The organism is Solidesulfovibrio sp., assembly GCF_029978005.1.
GTDB lineage: Bacteria > Desulfobacterota > Desulfovibrionia > Desulfovibrionales > Desulfovibrionaceae > Solidesulfovibrio.
The window spans coordinates 17,374-36,478 of sequence record NZ_JARKOZ010000106.1 but is presented as its reverse complement, the minus strand read 5'-3'; the positions used below and the strand labels follow the sequence as shown (position 1 = coordinate 36,478).

At 49.1% G+C, this 19,105-nt stretch carries 14 protein-coding genes and 1 tRNA gene; 7 read left to right on the top strand and 8 right to left on the bottom strand.

The features are described from left to right. Positions 1 to 156: 156 nt before the first annotated feature. The gene (locus Q1K70_RS12275) at positions 157 to 2,154 is read right to left on the bottom strand and encodes a radical SAM protein (protein ID WP_300159906.1); all 1,998 of its coding nucleotides are present in this window, start codon (positions 2,152 to 2,154) and stop codon (positions 157 to 159) included. Positions 2,155 to 2,977: 823 nt separating this feature from the next. Between Q1K70_RS12275 and Q1K70_RS12270 the strand changes: the two genes are divergently transcribed. The 6 genes from Q1K70_RS12270 to Q1K70_RS12245 all read left to right on the top strand — a co-directional run bounded on the left by Q1K70_RS12270 (position 2,978) and on the right by Q1K70_RS12245 (position 8,980). Continuing rightward, positions 2,978 to 5,926 carry a hypothetical protein gene (locus tag Q1K70_RS12270; RefSeq protein ID WP_300159903.1) on the top strand — a complete coding sequence of 983 codons (2,949 nt, stop codon included), beginning with the start codon at positions 2,978 to 2,980 and terminating at the stop codon, positions 5,924 to 5,926. Then, a complete protein-coding gene (locus Q1K70_RS12265; RefSeq protein WP_300159901.1) occupies positions 5,877 to 6,329 on the top strand; it encodes a hypothetical protein in 453 nt (150 codons plus the stop codon). The genes Q1K70_RS12270 and Q1K70_RS12265 overlap by 50 nt, the downstream gene beginning before the upstream one ends. Then, positions 6,319 to 6,708, top strand: a complete 390-nt coding sequence (locus Q1K70_RS12260; RefSeq protein ID WP_300159898.1) for a hypothetical protein — start codon at positions 6,319 to 6,321, stop codon at positions 6,706 to 6,708. Before Q1K70_RS12265 ends, Q1K70_RS12260 begins: the two co-directional genes overlap by 11 nt. Before the next feature lie 3 nt (positions 6,709 to 6,711). After that, positions 6,712 to 7,734 (top strand): hypothetical protein, encoded by a 1,023-nt coding sequence (locus Q1K70_RS12255; RefSeq protein WP_300159895.1) that lies wholly within the window; start codon positions 6,712 to 6,714, stop codon positions 7,732 to 7,734. Between the two features lie 609 nt (positions 7,735 to 8,343). Beyond that, positions 8,344 to 8,670 carry a type II toxin-antitoxin system RelE/ParE family toxin gene (locus tag Q1K70_RS12250; RefSeq protein ID WP_300159893.1) on the top strand — a complete coding sequence of 109 codons (327 nt, stop codon included), beginning with the start codon at positions 8,344 to 8,346 and terminating at the stop codon, positions 8,668 to 8,670. Between the two features lies 1 nt (position 8,671). Beyond that, positions 8,672 to 8,980 (top strand): helix-turn-helix transcriptional regulator, encoded by a 309-nt coding sequence (locus Q1K70_RS12245; RefSeq protein WP_300159890.1) that lies wholly within the window; start codon positions 8,672 to 8,674, stop codon positions 8,978 to 8,980. Between the two features lie 199 nt (positions 8,981 to 9,179). Here Q1K70_RS12245 and Q1K70_RS12240 read toward each other — a convergent pair whose 3' ends face one another. The 7 genes from Q1K70_RS12240 to Q1K70_RS12215 all read right to left on the bottom strand — a co-directional run bounded on the left by Q1K70_RS12240 (position 9,180) and on the right by Q1K70_RS12215 (position 17,933). Then, the gene (locus Q1K70_RS12240) at positions 9,180 to 10,904 is read right to left on the bottom strand and encodes an ABC-three component system protein (RefSeq protein WP_300159887.1); all 1,725 of its coding nucleotides are present in this window, start codon (positions 10,902 to 10,904) and stop codon (positions 9,180 to 9,182) included. Next, positions 10,901 to 11,152: an ABC-three component system middle component 6 gene (locus Q1K70_RS22145; RefSeq protein ID WP_366521698.1), complete on the bottom strand. Its 252-nt coding sequence runs from the start codon at positions 11,150 to 11,152 to the stop codon at positions 10,901 to 10,903. Before Q1K70_RS22145 ends, Q1K70_RS12240 begins: the two co-directional genes overlap by 4 nt. Further along, the gene (locus tag Q1K70_RS12235) at positions 11,149 to 11,550 is read right to left on the bottom strand and encodes an ABC-three component system protein (RefSeq protein WP_300159885.1); all 402 of its coding nucleotides are present in this window, start codon (positions 11,548 to 11,550) and stop codon (positions 11,149 to 11,151) included. The genes Q1K70_RS22145 and Q1K70_RS12235 overlap by 4 nt, the downstream gene beginning before the upstream one ends. Positions 11,551 to 11,665: 115 nt before the next feature. Continuing rightward, a complete protein-coding gene (gene dsr1, locus Q1K70_RS12230) occupies positions 11,666 to 15,466 on the bottom strand; it encodes an anti-phage defense-associated sirtuin Dsr1 (RefSeq protein ID WP_300159882.1) in 3,801 nt (1,266 codons plus the stop codon). Between the two features lie 473 nt (positions 15,467 to 15,939). After that, a tRNA-Pro gene (locus tag Q1K70_RS12225) sits at positions 15,940 to 16,016 on the bottom strand. 57 nt (positions 16,017 to 16,073) lie between these two features. After that, a complete protein-coding gene (amrS, locus tag Q1K70_RS12220) occupies positions 16,074 to 17,090 on the bottom strand; it encodes an AmmeMemoRadiSam system radical SAM enzyme (RefSeq protein ID WP_300159879.1) in 1,017 nt (338 codons plus the stop codon). Between the two features lie 123 nt (positions 17,091 to 17,213). Further along, complete coding sequence (locus Q1K70_RS12215) at positions 17,214 to 17,933, bottom strand: hypothetical protein (RefSeq protein WP_300159876.1); 720 nt, start codon at positions 17,931 to 17,933, stop codon at positions 17,214 to 17,216. Between the two features lie 101 nt (positions 17,934 to 18,034). On the opposite strand from Q1K70_RS12215, the gene purM reads away from it, so the two are divergent. Then, positions 18,035 to 19,096, top strand: coding sequence for a phosphoribosylformylglycinamidine cyclo-ligase (gene purM, locus Q1K70_RS12210; protein WP_300159873.1), 1,062 nt, complete (start codon positions 18,035 to 18,037; stop codon positions 19,094 to 19,096). The last annotated feature ends 9 nt before the right edge of the window (positions 19,097 to 19,105 follow it).

The following is a 19,105-nucleotide window of genomic DNA, read 5'->3' as shown; positions in this document are numbered from 1 at the left end:
CGTGACAGGCCGGGGCGTGACAGGCGGGGGCGTGACAGGCGGGGGCGTGGCACGCCGGCGCATGGCAGGCCGGAGCGTGGCAGTTGGCGGCCAAAGACGTTTTGTTCTCGATGCGGCTCATTTCCAACATGACGTGTGCACCTCGCGGTTATGAGTTCATGCCACGGCCGCCAGCAACCCCGTGCGCTGGAAAACATCAACGGCATCGCGGCAGTGAGCGACGAAGACGGGCTGTTCCAGGTCCGCGCCATGGCGGGGCCGAAGTTCCTCGGCGATCTGGTCCAGGGTGTGGTCTCCGTCGCATAATTCCAGAACATCCTTGCCGAAGAGATTGACCTTGGTGGCGTCGAGCCGGTTCCCGTCGTGGCTGAAGACCACGGCGCACCGACTGGCGGGATAGTCCCCGCGCACCACGCCGGCCTTCAGGTCGGCAACGATCTTTTCCATATCCATGTCGAAGCAGCCCACGGCCAGTCGCCCGCGCCGCAAGGGTTTCCCCGGATCGGAAGGCCCCGGCGCCAAAGGCGCGCCCGCCGCCTCCAGGGCCAGGGCTTCGTAGCGCAGCAACTGGGGCAGCACCGGCCAGTTCCGGACCAGCGCGGCGTCGAGGAGCGTCCGTGCGAAATCCGGAAAGTGCTGGAGATAGTGCCGGGCGGTCAACGGCCCCTCAAAATCCCCGACGGCGTGAGCGCGCTTCAGGAATTGGAGGAAAAGCCGAGTGGGCGAGACTTGAAGAGCCGTGGCCAGCACATGGAATGTCTTGGGAAAAAAATCGATCATCAAGGGAAATGAGGCGGCCAGGAGGGCCAATTCCTTGAGGTCCATCCCTTGGCAAGGCAGGTTGTAGAAGCTGGAGAACAGGGCCGGATCGGATCCGATGAGGACTTCGTCGCCCGCGAAACGGTGTCCGTCCTGAAATTCCAGGCCCAGGGCGAAATAGGTGTCCACCTCGCGCGCCAGCCGGTCCGCATAGCGCGCATGCAGGGCCGTGCCGGGAAGCACCGTGGGCAGTTGCACGAGGGGACTCACGTTGCCCTGGATGCCGCACTTGAGGGCCAAGGTAAGGGTGGCGTCGATGTCCTGCACCTCTTCCTCGGGGAATCCGATGATGAAGGACAGGGTGGGGGTCATGCCGTGTTCCGTGGTCTCCCGCACCCGTTGGTAAAGCAGGGATTCGTCGATACGTTTGTTGATAAAGGACAGGGTGCGCTTCGAGCCGGAATCGATGCCGTAGCACATGGATTCGCATCCCGCCTGGCGCATGAGGGCGAAGAGCTCCGAGTCCACGGTGTCCAGCCGGGAAATGCAGTGCCAGCCGCATCCGGACAGGCCCGCGTCGATGACGGCCGTGCAGAAGCGGCGAACGTAGTCCTTGTCCGTGGTGAACTGGTCGTAGGAGAGCAGGAAGCACTCCGCACCCTCGTTGTCCCGCAACCGCCGCATCTCGGAGACGAGCCGGTCGACCGAAAAGACCCGGGGGCGTCGGCGCCACATGGCCGATTCGGAGCAATAGACGCAGGCGTGGGGGCAGCCTCGTCCGACTTCGAGGATGGCGATGGCCCGGGGCAGGTCGTAGGCTTGGACGTAGCGATCGAGGCGCGGGGCCAGGGAATACTGTGGCAGGGGCAGATCATCGAGCCGGGGGATGAGTTCGCGCTGTGGTGCGCGAACGATGGTGCCGCTGCGGCGGCTGGTGACCCCGGGGATATCCCAAACGGGCCGCCCGGCGTCCACGGCCCCCACGAGCTCGTTAAAGGTGACTTCCCCCTCGGAACGAACCACGGCGTCGAACTGCGGGAACCGCTCCAGGGTCTGGGTGTCGAGAAAGGACGCATTGTGTCCACCGGCTACGATAAAAAGGCCCGGATCGCGACGTTTGAGTTCCCGGGCCACGCCGATCATCGCGGGGTAGGTGGCGCACTGGGCGGAAAAACCGACCAGCTTGGGGCTGGCGTCGAGAATGCGCTCGGCGCAGGCCTGGTAAAGCCCCGGGCCCAGAGACAGCGAACCTTCCTGAAGTTCGAGAACGGCATCGTGGATCGTGGGTTGTTGCCCGGCAAGGCCGAGCCCTGTGGCCAGGTTGATCAGGCCCAAAGGCGGCAGACTGTAGAGCGATTCCAAGTGGAATGGAGGATATACGAGCGAAACATTCATGCGCGCCCCTCCTGAGAATACACCTTGCGCAGAGGCCTTCAGTTCGGCCTGAAGATTACCAGACTTTCCCCCTACCGCAAGGAATATTAATATAATAGTTTCCTGCTGCGTCCCGGCGTGGTCGACGGTGGGGAGAAATCTTCCTCTCCCAGGTTCGCGCCCAATGCTTTCGCTTTTGGCCCACAGAAAATTTTCCAACAAAAAACGGCCTGCGATTTTCACCGCAAGCCGTTGAAATTATGGTCGGGGCGAGGTGATTTGAACACCCGGCATCCTGCTCCCAAAGGAGCAAAGACGAGTCGTATGCTTTGAAATAATTGTATATTTTTAAAGAGTGGATAACATTTTCCGGCTAAAACGACCCAGGCCCGGCCCCTGGCGGTTATCCAGAGGTTAGCCACCAGGGAGGTTGTCCAGGGGCGGTTCTCGACCTTTTTTTCCGTGTATAGTAATATGAATTTAACGCTGGGCAGGCGATCCCTCCACCGCACCAATCAGTGCGAAGAAATTGCTTTTTATCATTGCCCCCATGCTACGACGATGACCTCTATCTTGGGCAGTTCGTGAAAGCAAACCTACTATGAAAAGAACAAGGTTCGTATTTTCTATTGACATTATAGAACAACAGTGACTAAATGTTGTTGAGCGTACCGACAGCGCTTAAAGATAAGAGATGATAGAGTCGTAGAAGTTCCATGCCTGTATTTTTTTATGAAAGCATGGAAAGCATTGGCGTTAATTAAAATGATAGAAGTTAATTTTAATTGTTTTTAATGGCATTTGTTTAGAGGAAGTTTTTAAATAAAATATGGCGCAGGTTTATATGAAAAGTTTGTTGCTATTTGTACACGGATTGGGAGGTTGTCCACAGAAGACATGGGGAAAGTTTAGTCAGCTAATTTATGAAGACAACGATCTTTCAGATAAGTTTGACTGTGTATTTTTTAAATACAAAACTAGTGTTTGGCCGTGGCCTTTAAAGTATATTGCTAGAGGCCAAGTTTTAGCAGACGCTCTTGATACAAAGATTGTATATGAACTCAATCAATACAAGGACATTGTCATTATTGCTCATAGTCTTGGTGGGTTAATTAGTAAAAGATATATTTTAGATAGAATAAAGTTTCAGGACAATATGATTGTCCGAAAAGTTGTTTTCTTCGCAACACCGCACCTAGGGTCTTCATTGGCTGGTGTAGTTCGAAAAATTTCAATATTTAACCAGCATTTAAAACAACTGTGTAGAGATTCAGAATTTATTGGCATGATAAATCGGGAGTGGAATGCACTTGATACAGGTCAAGTAGAAAAATTAAACATTATTGGATCGGAAGATATAATTGTTAGCCAACAAGAAGGTACGAATATCTATTCGGGAAAATATTGTACAGTCGAAGGCAAAGACCATTGCAGCATAGTTAAGCCAACAAGCGCTGACGATCTTTCCTTTAAGATTGTAAAAAGTTTTTTGCTCGAAACACAGGCTCATCAAGATAGAGTGTTAGGTGCTTTCAAAAACAAGAGTTTAGGTTTTTTAAAAAAAAATATAGAAAATCATAAGTATATAAAAAACATTTATGTTGAATCTAACGATCTAAAAGAACTGGCGCGATGGTTTGCCGATCCTTTATTGTTTTTTGAAAAATATTACAATTCTAGAGCTAGCTTTGAAAGCGTGAGAAGCTATCTAGAAATATTAGGTTTTAGTGGGTTTAATCAGTTGTCTACAAATGTTAGTGAAAATCTTACGCTAACAAGCATCTCTGATTTGTGTGAAAGCGATGTCGTCAAAATAAACAAAAATATACTATTGCTGTCTCGGGTTGGTAAGGTTAATTATGAAGCGATAGAAAGTAATAGCAATTTATCTGAAGAACAAAAATACTATGCAAAACATCGCCGTAGCGATCTTTATCCAGAGTATATAATTGATGATTTAAATTATGAAATCGATGAGCTTAAGCTTTTTACAAAAAATATTTTTATTCTCCTTGCGCCAGCTGGACATGGAAAAACAAACTTTATTTGTGACTTTGCAGAATCAGTTTTTTTTAAAAAAGGCATCCCATGTATACTGTGTTCTGGTGTTGATTTTAATGGTGATGAGAGTATTCTTGATCAAATCAATGGTAGCATACTCAAAGGAACTTTGTCAATCCAAGAGTTTTCAGAAATTTTTTTTAAATCTGACAATAAATATACGTATATTGTGATTGATGGCTTAAATGAAAACAGTAAAACTTTAGAGTTTTCTAAATTGGTTTTTGAGCTTATTTCATCAACCTACAAGACGAAAATAAAGTGCATTTTGACATGTAGGACAGACTGCTTCGATAATTATTACAAAAAAAGACTTAGTGTGCTGGATGAGAATATTTTTATGTATAGAAACATTGTGACCAGATATTCGTACAAAGAAAAACTAAAACTTTTTCATGGATACTTGAAGCATTTTAATATAGAAGTAGAAAATTATACTGATGATGTGTTTGAATCTTTGACAGAAAATCCGCTGTTATTGCGGTTTTTTTGTGAATCATACAAGGGATCGTCTAGCAAAATTACTTCTTTCCCGAATATAGATCATCTTTATAAAGCGGAGATATTTAATTGCTATTATAGAAACAAGCTTAGAGCTATGGATTTGGTCTGTTCCCCAGCAAGTTTTGCCAGGATGCAGGCAAATGATGTTGTTTTAAAAATTGCTCGATATATGGTTGATAATGAGACTTTTAATGACATTCCAATATGTGAATTATTATTTTCTGAAAAAGAACTGGAGTTTCTGCATTTAATACTTGATGAAGATATTATTTTAAAATCAGACAACAAATTGAGTTCTAAGGATTTGTTGAGTCTACCGATTGAAGTCATTAATTTCACTTTTGATGAATTTAGAGATTTTATTCTTTCTGTTTATGTATATACAAGAATGCGCGAAAGTGACTTTGAATATTTTAAGAAGTATTTGCAGCATATTAATGACACTTCTCTCCCGATAACAGAGGGTATTTTTAGGTATTTATTTTATCATATAAAAAAGCAAGGAGACGTCGGGTCGATTGATTTTTTGTGCACTTTAGCTTATTATAAGAGGATACTGTTGCAAGAGTATTATATAATTGAAGATGAGTATTTGGGAAAAAAAGACTTGGATATTCTTCAGAAGTACTTTGTAAAAAATTATTTTGCTGCTGATTTTATTTACCGATCGTTTAGTAGGTCAAATTGTGATATTTATAAAAACTTTAATCTGTCTTTCGTTATTAACAATCTAATTTGCTTGCCTGAAAAAACACTCTGCAAAATTTTGCGAGATAACATTGATAAAAATGAAAGATTTAACTATCGAGAGACATACATAAATCCATCAATGTATATTTCGAAGATTCGGCATGTTGTCGATCGTCTTGACGGTAATTGTGATAATGACATTGTCAAGATATGCTACATCTTGTATATTGTCAGTCCCTATCATTTTAAAGATTTGTTTGGTATTGTCTGTGAGATATTGCAGCGTAATATACTGTTATTGAGCGATGTGCTTGGTTTGTCTGGATTTGTGCGCACGATGAAAGTATCCCAGGCGCATAAAAATTATTTTATTGCTAAATTGTTTGACTTCCCAGTGTTAGAAAGACAAATTGATAAGTATTTAGACACTGTTTCTCATGCAATAGGTTCTGTACCTGATAGGGATATCATTTGTTTTGAATACCAATATGAGCACATCAGAAGGCAAATTGAGGGCGGGTATGAATATATTTTTTAGTCAGATACTTGAGATTGAAGACGACAGTTATTATAGAAAATATTTGCTAAGTTTTGATTATCGACTTACGCGAGATAATTTTTTAAAAAATGCCAAAGTTAAGCAAGGTTCGTTTGCCGAAGAAATTGCTTTGAAATTATACAAGTCTACTGTTGAAAATTCTTTGAATTTAAATTATGATTATGCTAAATTTTATCGTGATGAATTTGATAGCTTTGAAATCTATTTAGGAAGAAAGTTGTTATTTGATGATGATATTATCGAAAAAATTATCTGCCTCGACAGTAATTATATTACGCACTACATTGATTCTGAGGTGCTGCCAAATAGCAGCCTTGTTAATGCTTTTTTCGATAGCGAGATAATACAAGACCCGGGAGCTATTTATAATTATGAAAATTAAAACTGATTTTGTTTCGAATAGTTCCTCGACCACGTATATCGCAGTTATGCCAGATGATCTTACTGAGGAAGACTTTTGTCGTGATCTCGGTATCCAAGGTGTAACGCCAGTGCGAGATTTTTTGGTGTATTTATTCGATAGCATCAGGAATAATTCTGTTTCTTTTGAGGAATACATTGCCAAAAATACTAACGATTGGGCGCTTGAGCTGCCAGTGTCTATAGTAGAAAAAATAAGAAAATTAAAAGAAGGTGGTTGCGCGGTATACATCGGCCATTTTTCAAGTGATGGCAATTTTTTAGAGCAATTCTTTTGCATGTCTTCATTCGAAATAGATTCTGGCAAAATTTATATAAATCTTGTAAATAGTTTTTGGTGAAATATGCTGCTACGTAGAAATGAAAGATCAAAATTTACATCTATTTTTAATCCTAAAAATGGGTGTTTTGTAAGGGTTGAGGACAGTGACTCCGAGGAGCCTTTTTGGGATAGTCTTGGTCCAGAGCTTGTTGATATTTCTATAACAAATTATTGTGAATATTCATGTGGCATATGTTATAAAAAAGAGAAAAACAAGCACAATATGGGAGAGTCTGAATACAACGCTGTGATTGATCAGCTGTCCGCTATTGGGGTGTTTCAGGTAGCTTTGGGAGGAGGAAATCCTAATTTGCATCCAAGGTTTAATCAATTTTTAAAATATGCTTACTCTCATGGGATTGTCCCTAATTATACGACAAATGGTTCGCATTTAACAAATGAAATATTGCTGTCGACTCAGCAATATTGCGGTGTTGTTGGTTTGAGCTACTATTTTCAAGATAATTTCAATGAACTAATGCTTGAATTTCAAAGGTACAAAATTAAAACAAATATACATATCGTTGTGACGCCAAAAAATATTGAATCTATTACTGCTGGTTATTTACAACAAGATGCGTTTAAGTCGGCAAACGCAATAATTTTTTTACGATACAAACCAAAAAAATACTCTTCTGGGTTAAGCGAGTGCAATTTCTCGGTGGGTAATTTGGAAAAATTTTTTTGTGCTGTTGATAGAGCTAGAAAGTATGTGAAGATTGGATTTGATAGTTGTTTTGTCAATTTGATGATTAATTTTTTAACTGTACGAAAAGAGCTTGTTGAGCCATGCGAAGCGGCACGGTTTTCTTGCTATATCTCTGAGTACTTAAGAATGTATCCTTGCTCATTTATGGAAAATTTTGATGAAGGTGTAGATTTGAAAGAAATGTCGATAATGGATTGCTGGCAAAAAAGTTCTATATTTGTTAATGTTCGTGATCGTCTGTTTTTAAATGATTGTACTCCCTGTGCTCTGTTTGATCTTTGCAGGGGAGGGTGTCCAATATTTCATTCTGAATTCCATTGTAAGAATATTGCTTAGACCTAATATTTGGCCTAGATTTGGTTGTTGCTTGGCTTTAATAGGTAGATTTCCCAGGGAATATGATTGCGTTGCATGTCGCGATTTTATCCAATTGCTTTTTCATCATTTTTTATTTTTCCGTGACCACTTCCTCGGCTCTGGGTATCCTCTTGGAAAATCTTCCAATTTCACCAGGAGGATCGCCCAATGAGCCTTGGGGATGCCCAAATTCTTGACCTGAAGGACGCGATCGTTGCCGCTTTTCGGCCCATGGAGAACTTGTTCGTGGTCATGGGCAGTGCGTCCGTGGCCGAGGGCGGCGAGACGGTGAGCTGGTCGGCCCCCAAAGGGACACGTGGGACGTATTTGGCACCTCGTCTGCGGAAAATGAGCGGGGCTGGTGTGTGCGCCGGAAACTGGCTGGCTTAACCTCGGCTTGGCAGTGTGGGTGACTGGGACACATGGGACGCGTCCCGTACCCTGTTTTAAGAAAGCTACGATCCTGCCAGGCTGGAAAGCGTGTAGTCGCATCCTGGGATTGGGGCACGAGAGCCGGTAAACGCCCGCCCGGGTTGGGGGGGGCGGCCCCTTGCCAGGTTATAACATAAATATTATATGACGGGTGCCATGAGCGAATGGGACGCGCATTTCATCAATGAGTTGGCAGAGGCCGAATTCGAGGCCCTCCCTATCGATATCCGGGCGAAACTGACCCGTGCCTTGGATTTGCTGCGGGCAAAGGGGATTACGGTGTTGGTGATGCCCTTGGCCCGACATGTGGAAGGGAAGGTTTGGGAGCTTCGAGCTACAGGGCGAGACGGGATCGGGCGAAGCCTCTACGTGGCCGCGTCGGGGCGGCGTCTCCTGATCCTTCGCTCATTCATCAAGAAAACACAAAAAACTCCGCGCATGGAAATCGAAATAGCCTTGAAGCGGCTTAGCGAGGTCGAGTGATATGGCTACCGTTCCTTTCAGCAGGGTTCGCGATCGAATGATGGCCGACCCTGAGTTTCGGAAAGAATACGACGCCTTGGGAGAGGAATTCGCCCTCATCGAGGCGATGATCGAGGCGCGCACGCAGGCGAATATGACCCAGGCGGACGTGGCCAAGGCCATGGGGGTGAGTCAGCCTCGTGTCGCTCGCATCGAATCCGGAAAGAATGTCTCCCTGGAGACGTTGCGGCGTTACGCCAAGGCGACCGGCGGCAGACTCAAGATCGTCATTGAACCGGGCAACGCGGCACAGCGCCAACTGAGGAAATGATTCAACGAGTTTCTTGGCGTCCCCAAGGGTATTTGAACCCCGCTTAGCGGCGTGAGCGTGGCCAAGTCGGCTCAAGTAGTTTTTATCTACGCCAAAATATTTTTATTTTTCAGTTCCCCACGTTCCAGAAATGCTAAGGGTGCCAGGTGGGATGTGGACATGCGTGTAGACGCCGAGTTGCCGGCGAGGAGGACCATAATTAGCCGAATCGTATACCAAACAGACCGCCGTCTTCAGTAGCATCGGTAAGACGAGTAGGCAGCACATAGTCATTGAGATCGAATCCCTCTATCGTTTCCTTGAAGGCATCGTCCTCATTCATGGTCACGATGTACTGAAATCCCAGATCGTTCGATATCTCCGCACCAAGGCGCAATGCACTGATTACTTGCCGACCGTCAACGCCATCGAACAGATGGCTATCATGGATCAAGAAACCTGGCCCGATCTGACGCTTGGCGCACAAACGCATGAGCATCATATCGAAGCAAAAAATTTGCATGTTTTTGATGCCTTTACTGCGCTGTCCCTGCATCTTGAACTTAAATGATGGTCCGTTGGAGGTTGGGTCGACAGTCATACTGCCAGCCGCCTCATAGAGCCGCTGTGATGTTTCCTCGAAAGCGAGAATAGCTTCGGATAAACGATCTTTTTGCTCAGTAAAGTCACGCCGCAGCCGGATCGTAAGCCGATTTCGCTCGATCTCCAGTTCATTTTTCGTGCCTTCCAACTGCTCAGCAGCTTCAAAGCGCTGCCTGAGATTTTCCACTTCAGACTCCAATCGTCCGAGCTCTCCTTGAAGCTTGAGAAACTGATCTAATGCTCTATGACTCTTGAGGATGTCCATGATTTCAGCGCGTCGTTGATCGAGTTTTGTTTTTTTCCTGTCACGAAACTCAATTCGTAGTTTTGCCGCTTCCAGTTCACTAGACAAGTAGTCCTTTCTATTCCGGACAATAGACTCATGGAAGCTTTTCACATCATCATAGCGACGCGTCACTAGGCCAGGAAGCGCAATCCCTGCTTCACGATAGATGGCTTGCAAATCATCAAAATTGGGAGGAACTTCGGAGGTCAGTGAATCTTCTAACTCCCGAATGGCCTCGAAATCCATGGTGTTAGCATTTACAAGTTCATTGAGCTGACGAGTTAGTCTAGCACTTTCAACTTCCAGCTCCCGATACTCGGGAAGTATCTGAAAACGGGCAATTTCCGTGTAAAGTTTCTGGAGACGGTCTTCCTGTAGGGTTAGCTGGGTTCGTAAATCTGCAGCTTTGCCTATAATCGAACCGAAAGCACCAGCGACTGCAGCTTTGTTCAATTGCGCCAACGTTTTTTCCCGATCGCGGACAGATTGCCAGTCGCGAGCAATTTGCCAGTCCAGTCCAAGCAAGAACATCAGCGCTATCTGCATGTCCCCAGTTTGCTGCATTGCTGCTTGTTTTTCAGGTGTTGTAAAGGCGCTACTTAGTTGGCGACGCGCGAAGTAGGCGAATAACGAACGGAAGGACGGCGGGTTGGCTCCTGCTGTTCGCAAACTGCTCAACCCAAACATGCCCTCGCCTAGACGAGAAATCCAATCTGTCGCAGACAGCTTTACTTTGGTCGTTGCTGGCGGGCTCCCCACGTGAATCTTGGACTTGGTACTGCCGGAACGCTCGACCACTGTACGTGCATCCTTCAGATCGAATTCCATACCGAAAGTGTGCTCGGATAGATCGGGTGTACGAAAAATAGAATCCGGGCCGGCATCAGAGCCTGTTAAAAAATGTACAATTTCAATAAGACTTGTCTTTCCTGCGCGATTGCGAGTTTGTTTGTTGGTTGCATCGGTGGTCTTTTGGGACAGCAATACATTTAATCCGACTCTAAAATCATATAGACCTTTGAATGTGGGCAGTGTGCTGAAAATGTTATGAATCAAGTCGCCCTCCGTGCCACAAGACCGCTTTCGAATGCGATGGCCCCGAGGGCATAAAGAAGATCAAGTGCGAGCAAGAACCAGTCAAAAGTGATTTTCCGTGAACGTGTTGCGGCCAACCCCTCGTCAAACCGTTTCAAGTCCTCCCACAAGGCAGAGACAGTTTTTGGGTACGTCAGGAATGTCAGGATATGACCACCAACGGACAACAAAGCCCGGTCCTGATGGAGATGCTTGGAGGGAAGAATCATATTTTATTTACCGTTTGTGCGTCTTCAAATATTTCACACCGGTCGAATAGATATGCCATGACAGCCAAAACTGCAGCCTTATGATTTGGTGTAATATTCTCTGTCCCGCCTGCCCATGTCTCGATTGCGCCAAAAATGCTGTCAGGGTGTAGCCTAGGTATGACAGCTTTCAGTTCCTCGTATTTATTCTTAAACGCCGAAGCGATTTGTTCGCCATAAACCGGGTTGAAGTAATGGTCGAAAAAATCTTTTACCAATGGAGATTTTCTCATGCCGATTTTTAAGAAATCGGCGACAACTTCCGAGAGGAGATTCGCTTCGATCTTTCCACGCGAAACATCTTTCACTTCACTAGGGGCTGAAACAGATGCCACGGATACATGATCAAGTACTGCCACCAAGGTTACCACGGCTGGAATAATTCGTTGCAATGATTATGGACATGAGGCGCGTTGGGAAATGAGCCTCATGTCCTATTATGCTTGGACAAATAAAGTAAATTTAAGGAAATATTTACTTATGTTGACGAAAATAGGTCATAATTTTTTGATAGCGAGGGTCTTTGTCGGCATCAGGCCAAGATTCCAAAATCATTTTTAAACAATTATTTAATTCTGATGGCGGCCATGGCTGGTCTTGGATGACTTTATTCAATAATCTTAAGGCATCCTTAGGATATTGTTTGCACAAGCCCGATTCTTCTAGAGAAAAAATAACGTCGTAAATGTCTTGAAGTGGCAATAACCAGTTGTGAAGCGTTTCAAGCGCTTCAGGGAATTTACCTCTGGCTTCAATTGATAAGCATGCAAGTTGATTGGCAATTGGCTCAGATACTCTGTCAAGAGATTTTGGCCAGAAGTTGTGCCAAAAAGGGTAAATTCTATGTGCCCAACATTGTTCTCGCTTTTGGTTAGATCCTTGTAGTATATAAAAAAGAGTTTGAGCAGAGTTTTGTAAGCCGTCTTGTGGTAGCGAGTTGATTGCTTGATTCAGTTCTTGGGTGTTAAATATATCATTTAGGTCAAGTGCGGCATACGTTAGGATAGCGGCATACTGCCGACCGTGGTTGCCGAGATCGTTATAATGATATGCTGTTTCAAGAAAGTCTGGCTTCAGGGCTATAAATAAATGCCGATATAGTCGGGGAGACCAAAGAAAACCCGCCCACACTGATTGGGCAACGGATTGGGAAGTTCGCCAATTGAATAAAGGTATTAAATGTTCTTCGGTCCAATTGTGATCTACGCGAAATAGTGCGATAATGTTAGCTGCCAATATAGTTCGTCCATGACGGTAGTGAACTGTTTGTGTGTCGCAAAGATCTGTAAATATAAGTTTGATATTGTCAGGGATGCCTTGATTGTCTTCAGGTTTTTGGAGAAACCAATAATTTAAGATTGCCTGAGTGATATGACCAACGGGGTGATTGATGGCGTCTGCTAGATTTTCATCAAACACCGTGTCGTGAATTTGTTTATAATTTAAGATTGTTTTGCATAATTTCAAAAAAATGAATTCATGGTTCTTAATTGTTTTTGAAAGAGCTTCGATCCACCATGTTGACGGTTCGAATATTTTTTGCACTACATCCTGCGGCATAGTATTTAATATTGGAGCGATATAACGCCAGGCACGATTTATTGTCGCTTCTCCGGCCCACGCGGATAGAGCCTCATGCCAGCGATGAATCGGCCATTGATTTTCTCTGGCCAATACGCATAGTGCGCAAACAGCAACAGGGAAATTGTTTAAGCATCTTTCCTGCCAGTTGTCTTTCTGGAGGGGATGATTGTTTTGTGGACGCTTAAGCCATTCTATAAGATCTCGGCGTTTTGTCGGGGCTTCTTCAATTGTGTAACGTTCTTCATAATCTCTGTCGCCTGTCCCGCCTATCCAAATAGAAAATTCATCACTTTCATCAGTTGCTAGTTCCCAGCTTGGGTTCGATCTATTGATTTCTGTAAAAATAACATTTGCATCTGAACCAAGTTTGCTTCCGCTAGATGCTAGCTTAGCAAGTCTGAGCCATTTCATTCTGGCTGAAGTGTCTTCCCATTCTTTTGGCGTCATGTCATCGCGAAACATTTTACGTGGAGGACCAGACAATATTCCAACTTCTAGTCGACTGCGTGTGTCTTCTCTAAGGTAGGCACCTCGCAATGCAAGTAGGCGTAATGTCTCGCGTCGTGTCTCTATCGACCATAGCCACCAGTTGTCGTTGGATAACAGCCAGTCTACCCATTGATCGTCCAAACTCGCATCTTCTTGCGCTGCGGCAAATAGAGCTAGTCGCTTGAAAGTGGGGTATGGAATTTGCCACCAAGCAGTGGCAACGCTTTTTGATCGACTTGTATTTTGATTTTTTAGTGCTATCCAGGAGTCACGTAATAGTTCAATTAATAAAGACCAATTGTCATGGCTTCGGTTTTGCCTGTGTGGAGCAATCGAAGGTAATTCTAGATACGAAAGATCGTGCAGATCGTCCGCTTTTTCTAGCTCGCGCAATAGATCTAATGCGTCCCGCAATAGGGAGTGAAGGTCGTCCACAAGGTGTGGCAGGGCTGCTTGCCACTTTTCAGACTTGGGTAAATCCTTTGCTGCAGTGTTGATATGGTCCGCAAATAGTACGATTTCCCAGCTTATGTATTGCTTTAAGTTTTTACTTTCTTCGAGTCTTGCAGCCTGACCTTCCCAAGTAAGCCTCTTTTTTAGTAATACGCAAGGGGTGAGGAGTTTACGAAGCTCAACGCGTAGAAATGTTGTGAGCCCATGTGAGTTGAATTTTTTTATCCAATTAAATATAGTATGATGATGTCTAGGTAACTTGATATGTCCTGAAATAAGAATGTCCCAAATCTTTAATGTGATATTATCTGGAATGGACATTGGTGCATTTTTCTTGATACATTCAATCTCATCTATTTTTCCATCTCGGTTGAGCCGGAAAATATAATTGAGGCGGCCATCAATCATTTTGGCAAAGTGATCGTTCAGTTGACAGCCTTGCTCTACTATCCACAATATAAGCTTTGGATCAGCTAAGTGTCGGAGCAGCCAACAGCCAAGATGGTACATAACGGCATCCCATCGGCTGTTTGTATGACCTCCATCTGCCAGCATCATAAAGGGTGCAAGATGATATGGAGTAGGTCGGCATGTTAGGCAAAATCTCAAGTTGCCATCCTGTGGCGCTAGATGTGGCACGCCGAATCTTGGCAGATCGTCTTGGCAATAGCGGTTTTCGCTGAGGTGTTTCAGCCAGTCCAGTGTTGGCACGGGGTCAAAGTTGGCAAAGTACTTTGCTGGTAAACCTGAATCGTGTGAAATGGCCCAAAGCATGCGGCCGACGAAGTCGTCCTGTTTTGTGCTAGCTAATGGCTGTGCTAGTGCGCATTCAAAAACAATTCGTTCCTTGCCACGTACACCATCTCGATAGGTATCCGCCCAAGCCTTAAGAGTTTTGTGTAGGGCGGAATGGTCGTTGCAAACCTCCTGTGCGTGGTAAAGTATTGGTGTCACACCCTTAGCTTCCCATTCGGTGTGGGTTTCGGTTTCCTGCCCAGGTAAGCAGGAACCTAAGGCATATGCCTGGGGTGTGTTTTCCCCAAGCATACGATCAGCCGCGAGTGCATCCATCATGTAGCGCAATACAGGATCATTTATGCTGTATCCAACAAAGCATACGATATAATTACGGAATAATTCGGTGACGAAGCGAGCTGCCCAACGCTCAGTGAGATAAGCAAGGCCAAAGTCGCCACTAGTTAAGACGAGGCGATGCAAGATGCTGCCATCAAGCGGGTCAGAGAGCAGTCCGTGCAGGTATATTACTCCATTCCAGCGACTATTCTTTGGAATAGGCAATAAAGGTGCCGGAAATGTTGGAATGTTAGACTTAGACTTTTTTATTAAGTACTGAAATATACTGTCAAAATTCGTTGTGATCAATCTCGTCATGCCGTCACGATTCTGTGCTAATTGCAGCAGCGCGGCATGAGTATCAGTCGATCCTTTGCGTCTCAACTTTGGTTTTAGAATCTTAGCTAATGCACTCCTGACAGCCAATCGCTGTCCTGGGAAGCGATGTTCTAGCAAGTCCAAGGTAACATCATATTGTCCACGAAGATATGCTTGGTCCTCTATAGGAGTATGTACAGTTCCAAGTGTTTTGTAAATCTGATCTACTAAACCCCTAAACCCTGGTAAGCCAGCGGGATAGGAAATTCCCGCACCACAGAAGAACACAACCCGACCATCTTCGTGGTCCTGAAGCAGCCTTTCCGGTATGTCCGGGCCATCTTTGATGAATTGCATCGTTGCCCTGCCCAGCTTTGACGATGGAAGAAATGGAAAACCAGCTTTTTTTAATAAGAATAACGGGCCGGATATGCATTCGCAAGTCAGGGCAGGGAGCATTCAGCCATCGTGCGGTCATACAGGCAATCGATCCAGATGACCGCCGACAATTATTACCACCTGCCCTGTGACAAGAAGTGCCAAACCATCGCCCGGTTGCCACGGCTGAAAAATCCGGATCAGCGAGCTAGTTATCTGTTGGGCCTCCCGAAAGGGGGGCCCATTTTTTTGCAAGAAGCTTGAAAGGGCCTTGTCCCCGTATTGTCCCATGTGGTACAGCCCGCAGCCTGCCCGTTTGTGGGCCGCATCCTGCCCGAATGTTATCCAAAATTCCCTCGTTATCCTGTATGGTTGGCCGAGAGGTTATCCAACCCGATTATCCAAATGATAAAGGGGATAGGTCGAACACGGCCTATCCCCTTGAAATATATTGGTCGGGGCGAGGTGATTTGAACACCCGGCATCCTGCTCCCAAAGCAGGCGCGCTACCAGTCTGCGCCACGCCCCGACGAAGAGCGCACTGGTTACTGCAACTTCCCGCCCATGGCAAGACGCCGCCGGGCCGTCAGGGCAGGCCCCGCCCGGCGATGGCCGCGCCGCAGGCCACGCACTTGCCCCCGCGCGTCCGGGCCGCCCGAAGCCCCATCCCCTGCCGCTCGATGACCCTCGCCCCGCAGGAAGGGCAATAGGTCGCGCTACGCGCCTCGTCCGGCACATTGCCCACGTAGACGTAATGCAGTCCGGCCTCGCGGCCGATGGCCCAGGCCCGCTCCAGGCTCTCCGCGGACGTGGCCGGCACGTCGCGCATGGCGAAGTCGGGATGGAAGCGCGAAAGATGCCAGGGCGTGTCCGGGCCGAGCTCGCCGGCCAGGAACCCGGCCAGTCGGCGCAACTGCCCTGCGTCGTCGTTGCGCCCCGGGATGAGCAGCGTGGTCACCTCCAGCCACCAGCCGAGCCGGCGCATGTGCGCGAGGTTTTTGAGCACCGGCGACAGCCTGGCCCCGCACACCTCCTCGTAGAAGGCCGGGTCCATGGCCTTGAGGTCGATGTTGGCCGCGTCCACCAGGCCGGCGAGCGCCTCCAGGCAGGCCCGGCTCTGGAAGCCGTTGGACACCAGGATGTTCCTGAGCCCGGCCTCCCGGGCGAGCGTAGCCGTGTCCTGGGCCAGCTCGAAAAAGATCGTGGGTTCGGAATAGGTGTAGGAGATCGAGGCCGCGCCGGACCGCTTGGCCGCCGCCACGAGGTCGGCGGGCGTGGCGCGCTCGCCGGCCACGGCCTTGCCCTGGCGCGGAGGCTGGGACAGGGAATAGTTCTGGCAAAAGGAGCAGGACAGGTTGCAGCCCATGGTGCCGAAGGAAAAGGTCAGGCTGCCGGGCAGGAAATGATAAAGCGGCTTTTTTTCCACCGGGTCGAGGTTGGCCGCCGCCACCCGGTCGTAGACCAGGGTGAAAAGCGCCCCGTCCCGGTTCACGCGCACCCCGCACAGGCCGCGCCCGCCCTCCGGGATGCGGCAAAAATGCGCGCACAGCCGGCAGGAGACGCGACCGTCGGGCAGCTTCTTCCACAATCTTGCCGGATGCATGGCGTCCTCCCGGCGACGTCTCCCGTCGCCTCCCCGAGACCGCCCGGGCGATCTTCGAGGAGAATACGCCGTAAAATATTTTCCCCTGAAAAATACCGCCGTCCCTTTTCAGGGAACACCGCGCTACGAGCCGCCTCCGGACTGGCTCCCGGTCGTCTGGCCGAAGCCGGATTGCCCCGCGCCGAACTGGCCCGAAGAGGTCTGGCCGAAGCCGGACGGTCCTGTGCCGAACTGGCCCGAGGACGTCTGCCCGAAGTTCGTCTGGCCCGGCGAGGCCTGTCCCTGGGAAGCCTGCCCTTGGCTGGACTGTCCCTGGGAGGCCGGCCCCTGCAACGCCTGACCTTGGGATGTCACGCCCTGGTTCGTCTGTCCCCCCGGCCAGCCCGAGGACGTCTGGCCGCCCATGGGCTGGCCGCTCTGGCCGTACTGGCCCGGCTGCCCCCCTTGGCGGCCTTGGCCGCCGCCAGCGCCCTGGCCGCCCTGCCCCGGGCCGGCCTGGGGCTGGCCCGGAACACGCATGCCCGGTTGGCCCATGCCGGGTTGGCCGCCCATGGGCAGGCCCACCTGCGGATAGATGTAGAACGGGCCGGCTTGCGGCTGGTCTTGCGTCTGCTTGGGCCGGGGTCGGACCTCCATGATCACGTTGCCGTCGTCGTCGCGGCCCATGCGCATGTGGTCCACGGTGCCCATGTGGATGTCGCGGCGCGGCGCGTCGTCGTCGCTGTACGAGCCGGCCGGCAGCTCCGGCGGCGGACCGTAGCGCGAAGGCTCCGCGCCGCCGTCGGCCGTGGCCTGCCGGGGGCAGGCCAGGGACAGGCCTGAAAACAGGACGGCCAGGGCCACGGCCGCCGCAGGAAACGGGCGCGAAGGCTTCCCTTGAATTCGGGCCGCAAAAACACTAAAGGAAAATGTTTTCATGTCGCAGTCCTCGCAAGGAGCTCCCCATGGCCGACAGATCGGCAGCCTACAAGGCCGCGGGCGTTGACATCGACGCTGGCAACACCCTGGTTTCGCGCATCAAATCCATTGTGGCCGGCACCTACGGCAAGGGCGTGGTCTCCGACATCGGCGGCTTCGGCGGCCTGTTCAAGCTCGAGGCCGGGGCCTACGAGGAGCCGGTGCTCGTCTCCTCCACCGACGGCGTGGGCACCAAGCTCAAGCTCGCCCATGACTTCGATCGGCACGATACCGTGGGTATCGACCTTGTGGCCATGTGTGTCAACGACATTCTGGTTCAGGGAGCCAAGCCGCTTTTCTTCTTGGATTATTTCGCCACGGGCAAGCTTTCCGTGGACCTGGCCGCCCGGGTCGTGACCGGCATCGCCGAGGGCTGCAAGGAGGCCGGCTGCGCCCTGCTCGGCGGCGAGACGGCCGAGATGCCGGGCTTCTACCCCGACGGGGTCTACGACCTGGCCGGCTTTTGCGTGGGCATCGTGGACAACGCCAGGATCGTCGACGGTTCGAGCATCGGCGTGGGCGACGTCGTCATCGGCATCGAGGCCTCGGGCCCGCATTCCAACGGCTATTCGCTCATTCGCAAGATCCTGGACGCCTCGGGCCTGGGCCCGGACGCCCCTATCCCCCACGCCGGCAAGACCGTGGCCGAGGCGCTGTGCGCGCCCACCCGCATCTACGTCAAGACCGTGCTCAACCTCCTGCGCGACTTCGAGATCAAGGGCATGGTCCACATCACCGGCGGCGGCTTCTACGACAACGTCAACCGCATCCTGCCCCGGGGCGTGGCCGCCCACATCCGCTTCGGCTCCTGGGAGGTCCCGCCGGTCTTCGATTGGCTGCGCGAGCAGGGCGGCCTCACCTGGCCGGAGATGCTGCAGATCTTCAACTGCGGCATCGGCTTCATGCTGGTGGTCGCCCCGGAGATCGCCGGGGACGTCATGCAGCGCCTCAAAGCCCTGCACGAGTACGCCCGCGTCATCGGGCGCATCGAGATCCGCAAGGAAGGGGCCGAGCAGGTCGAGGTGATCTTCCCCAAGGAGCACGCCTAACACCGACGC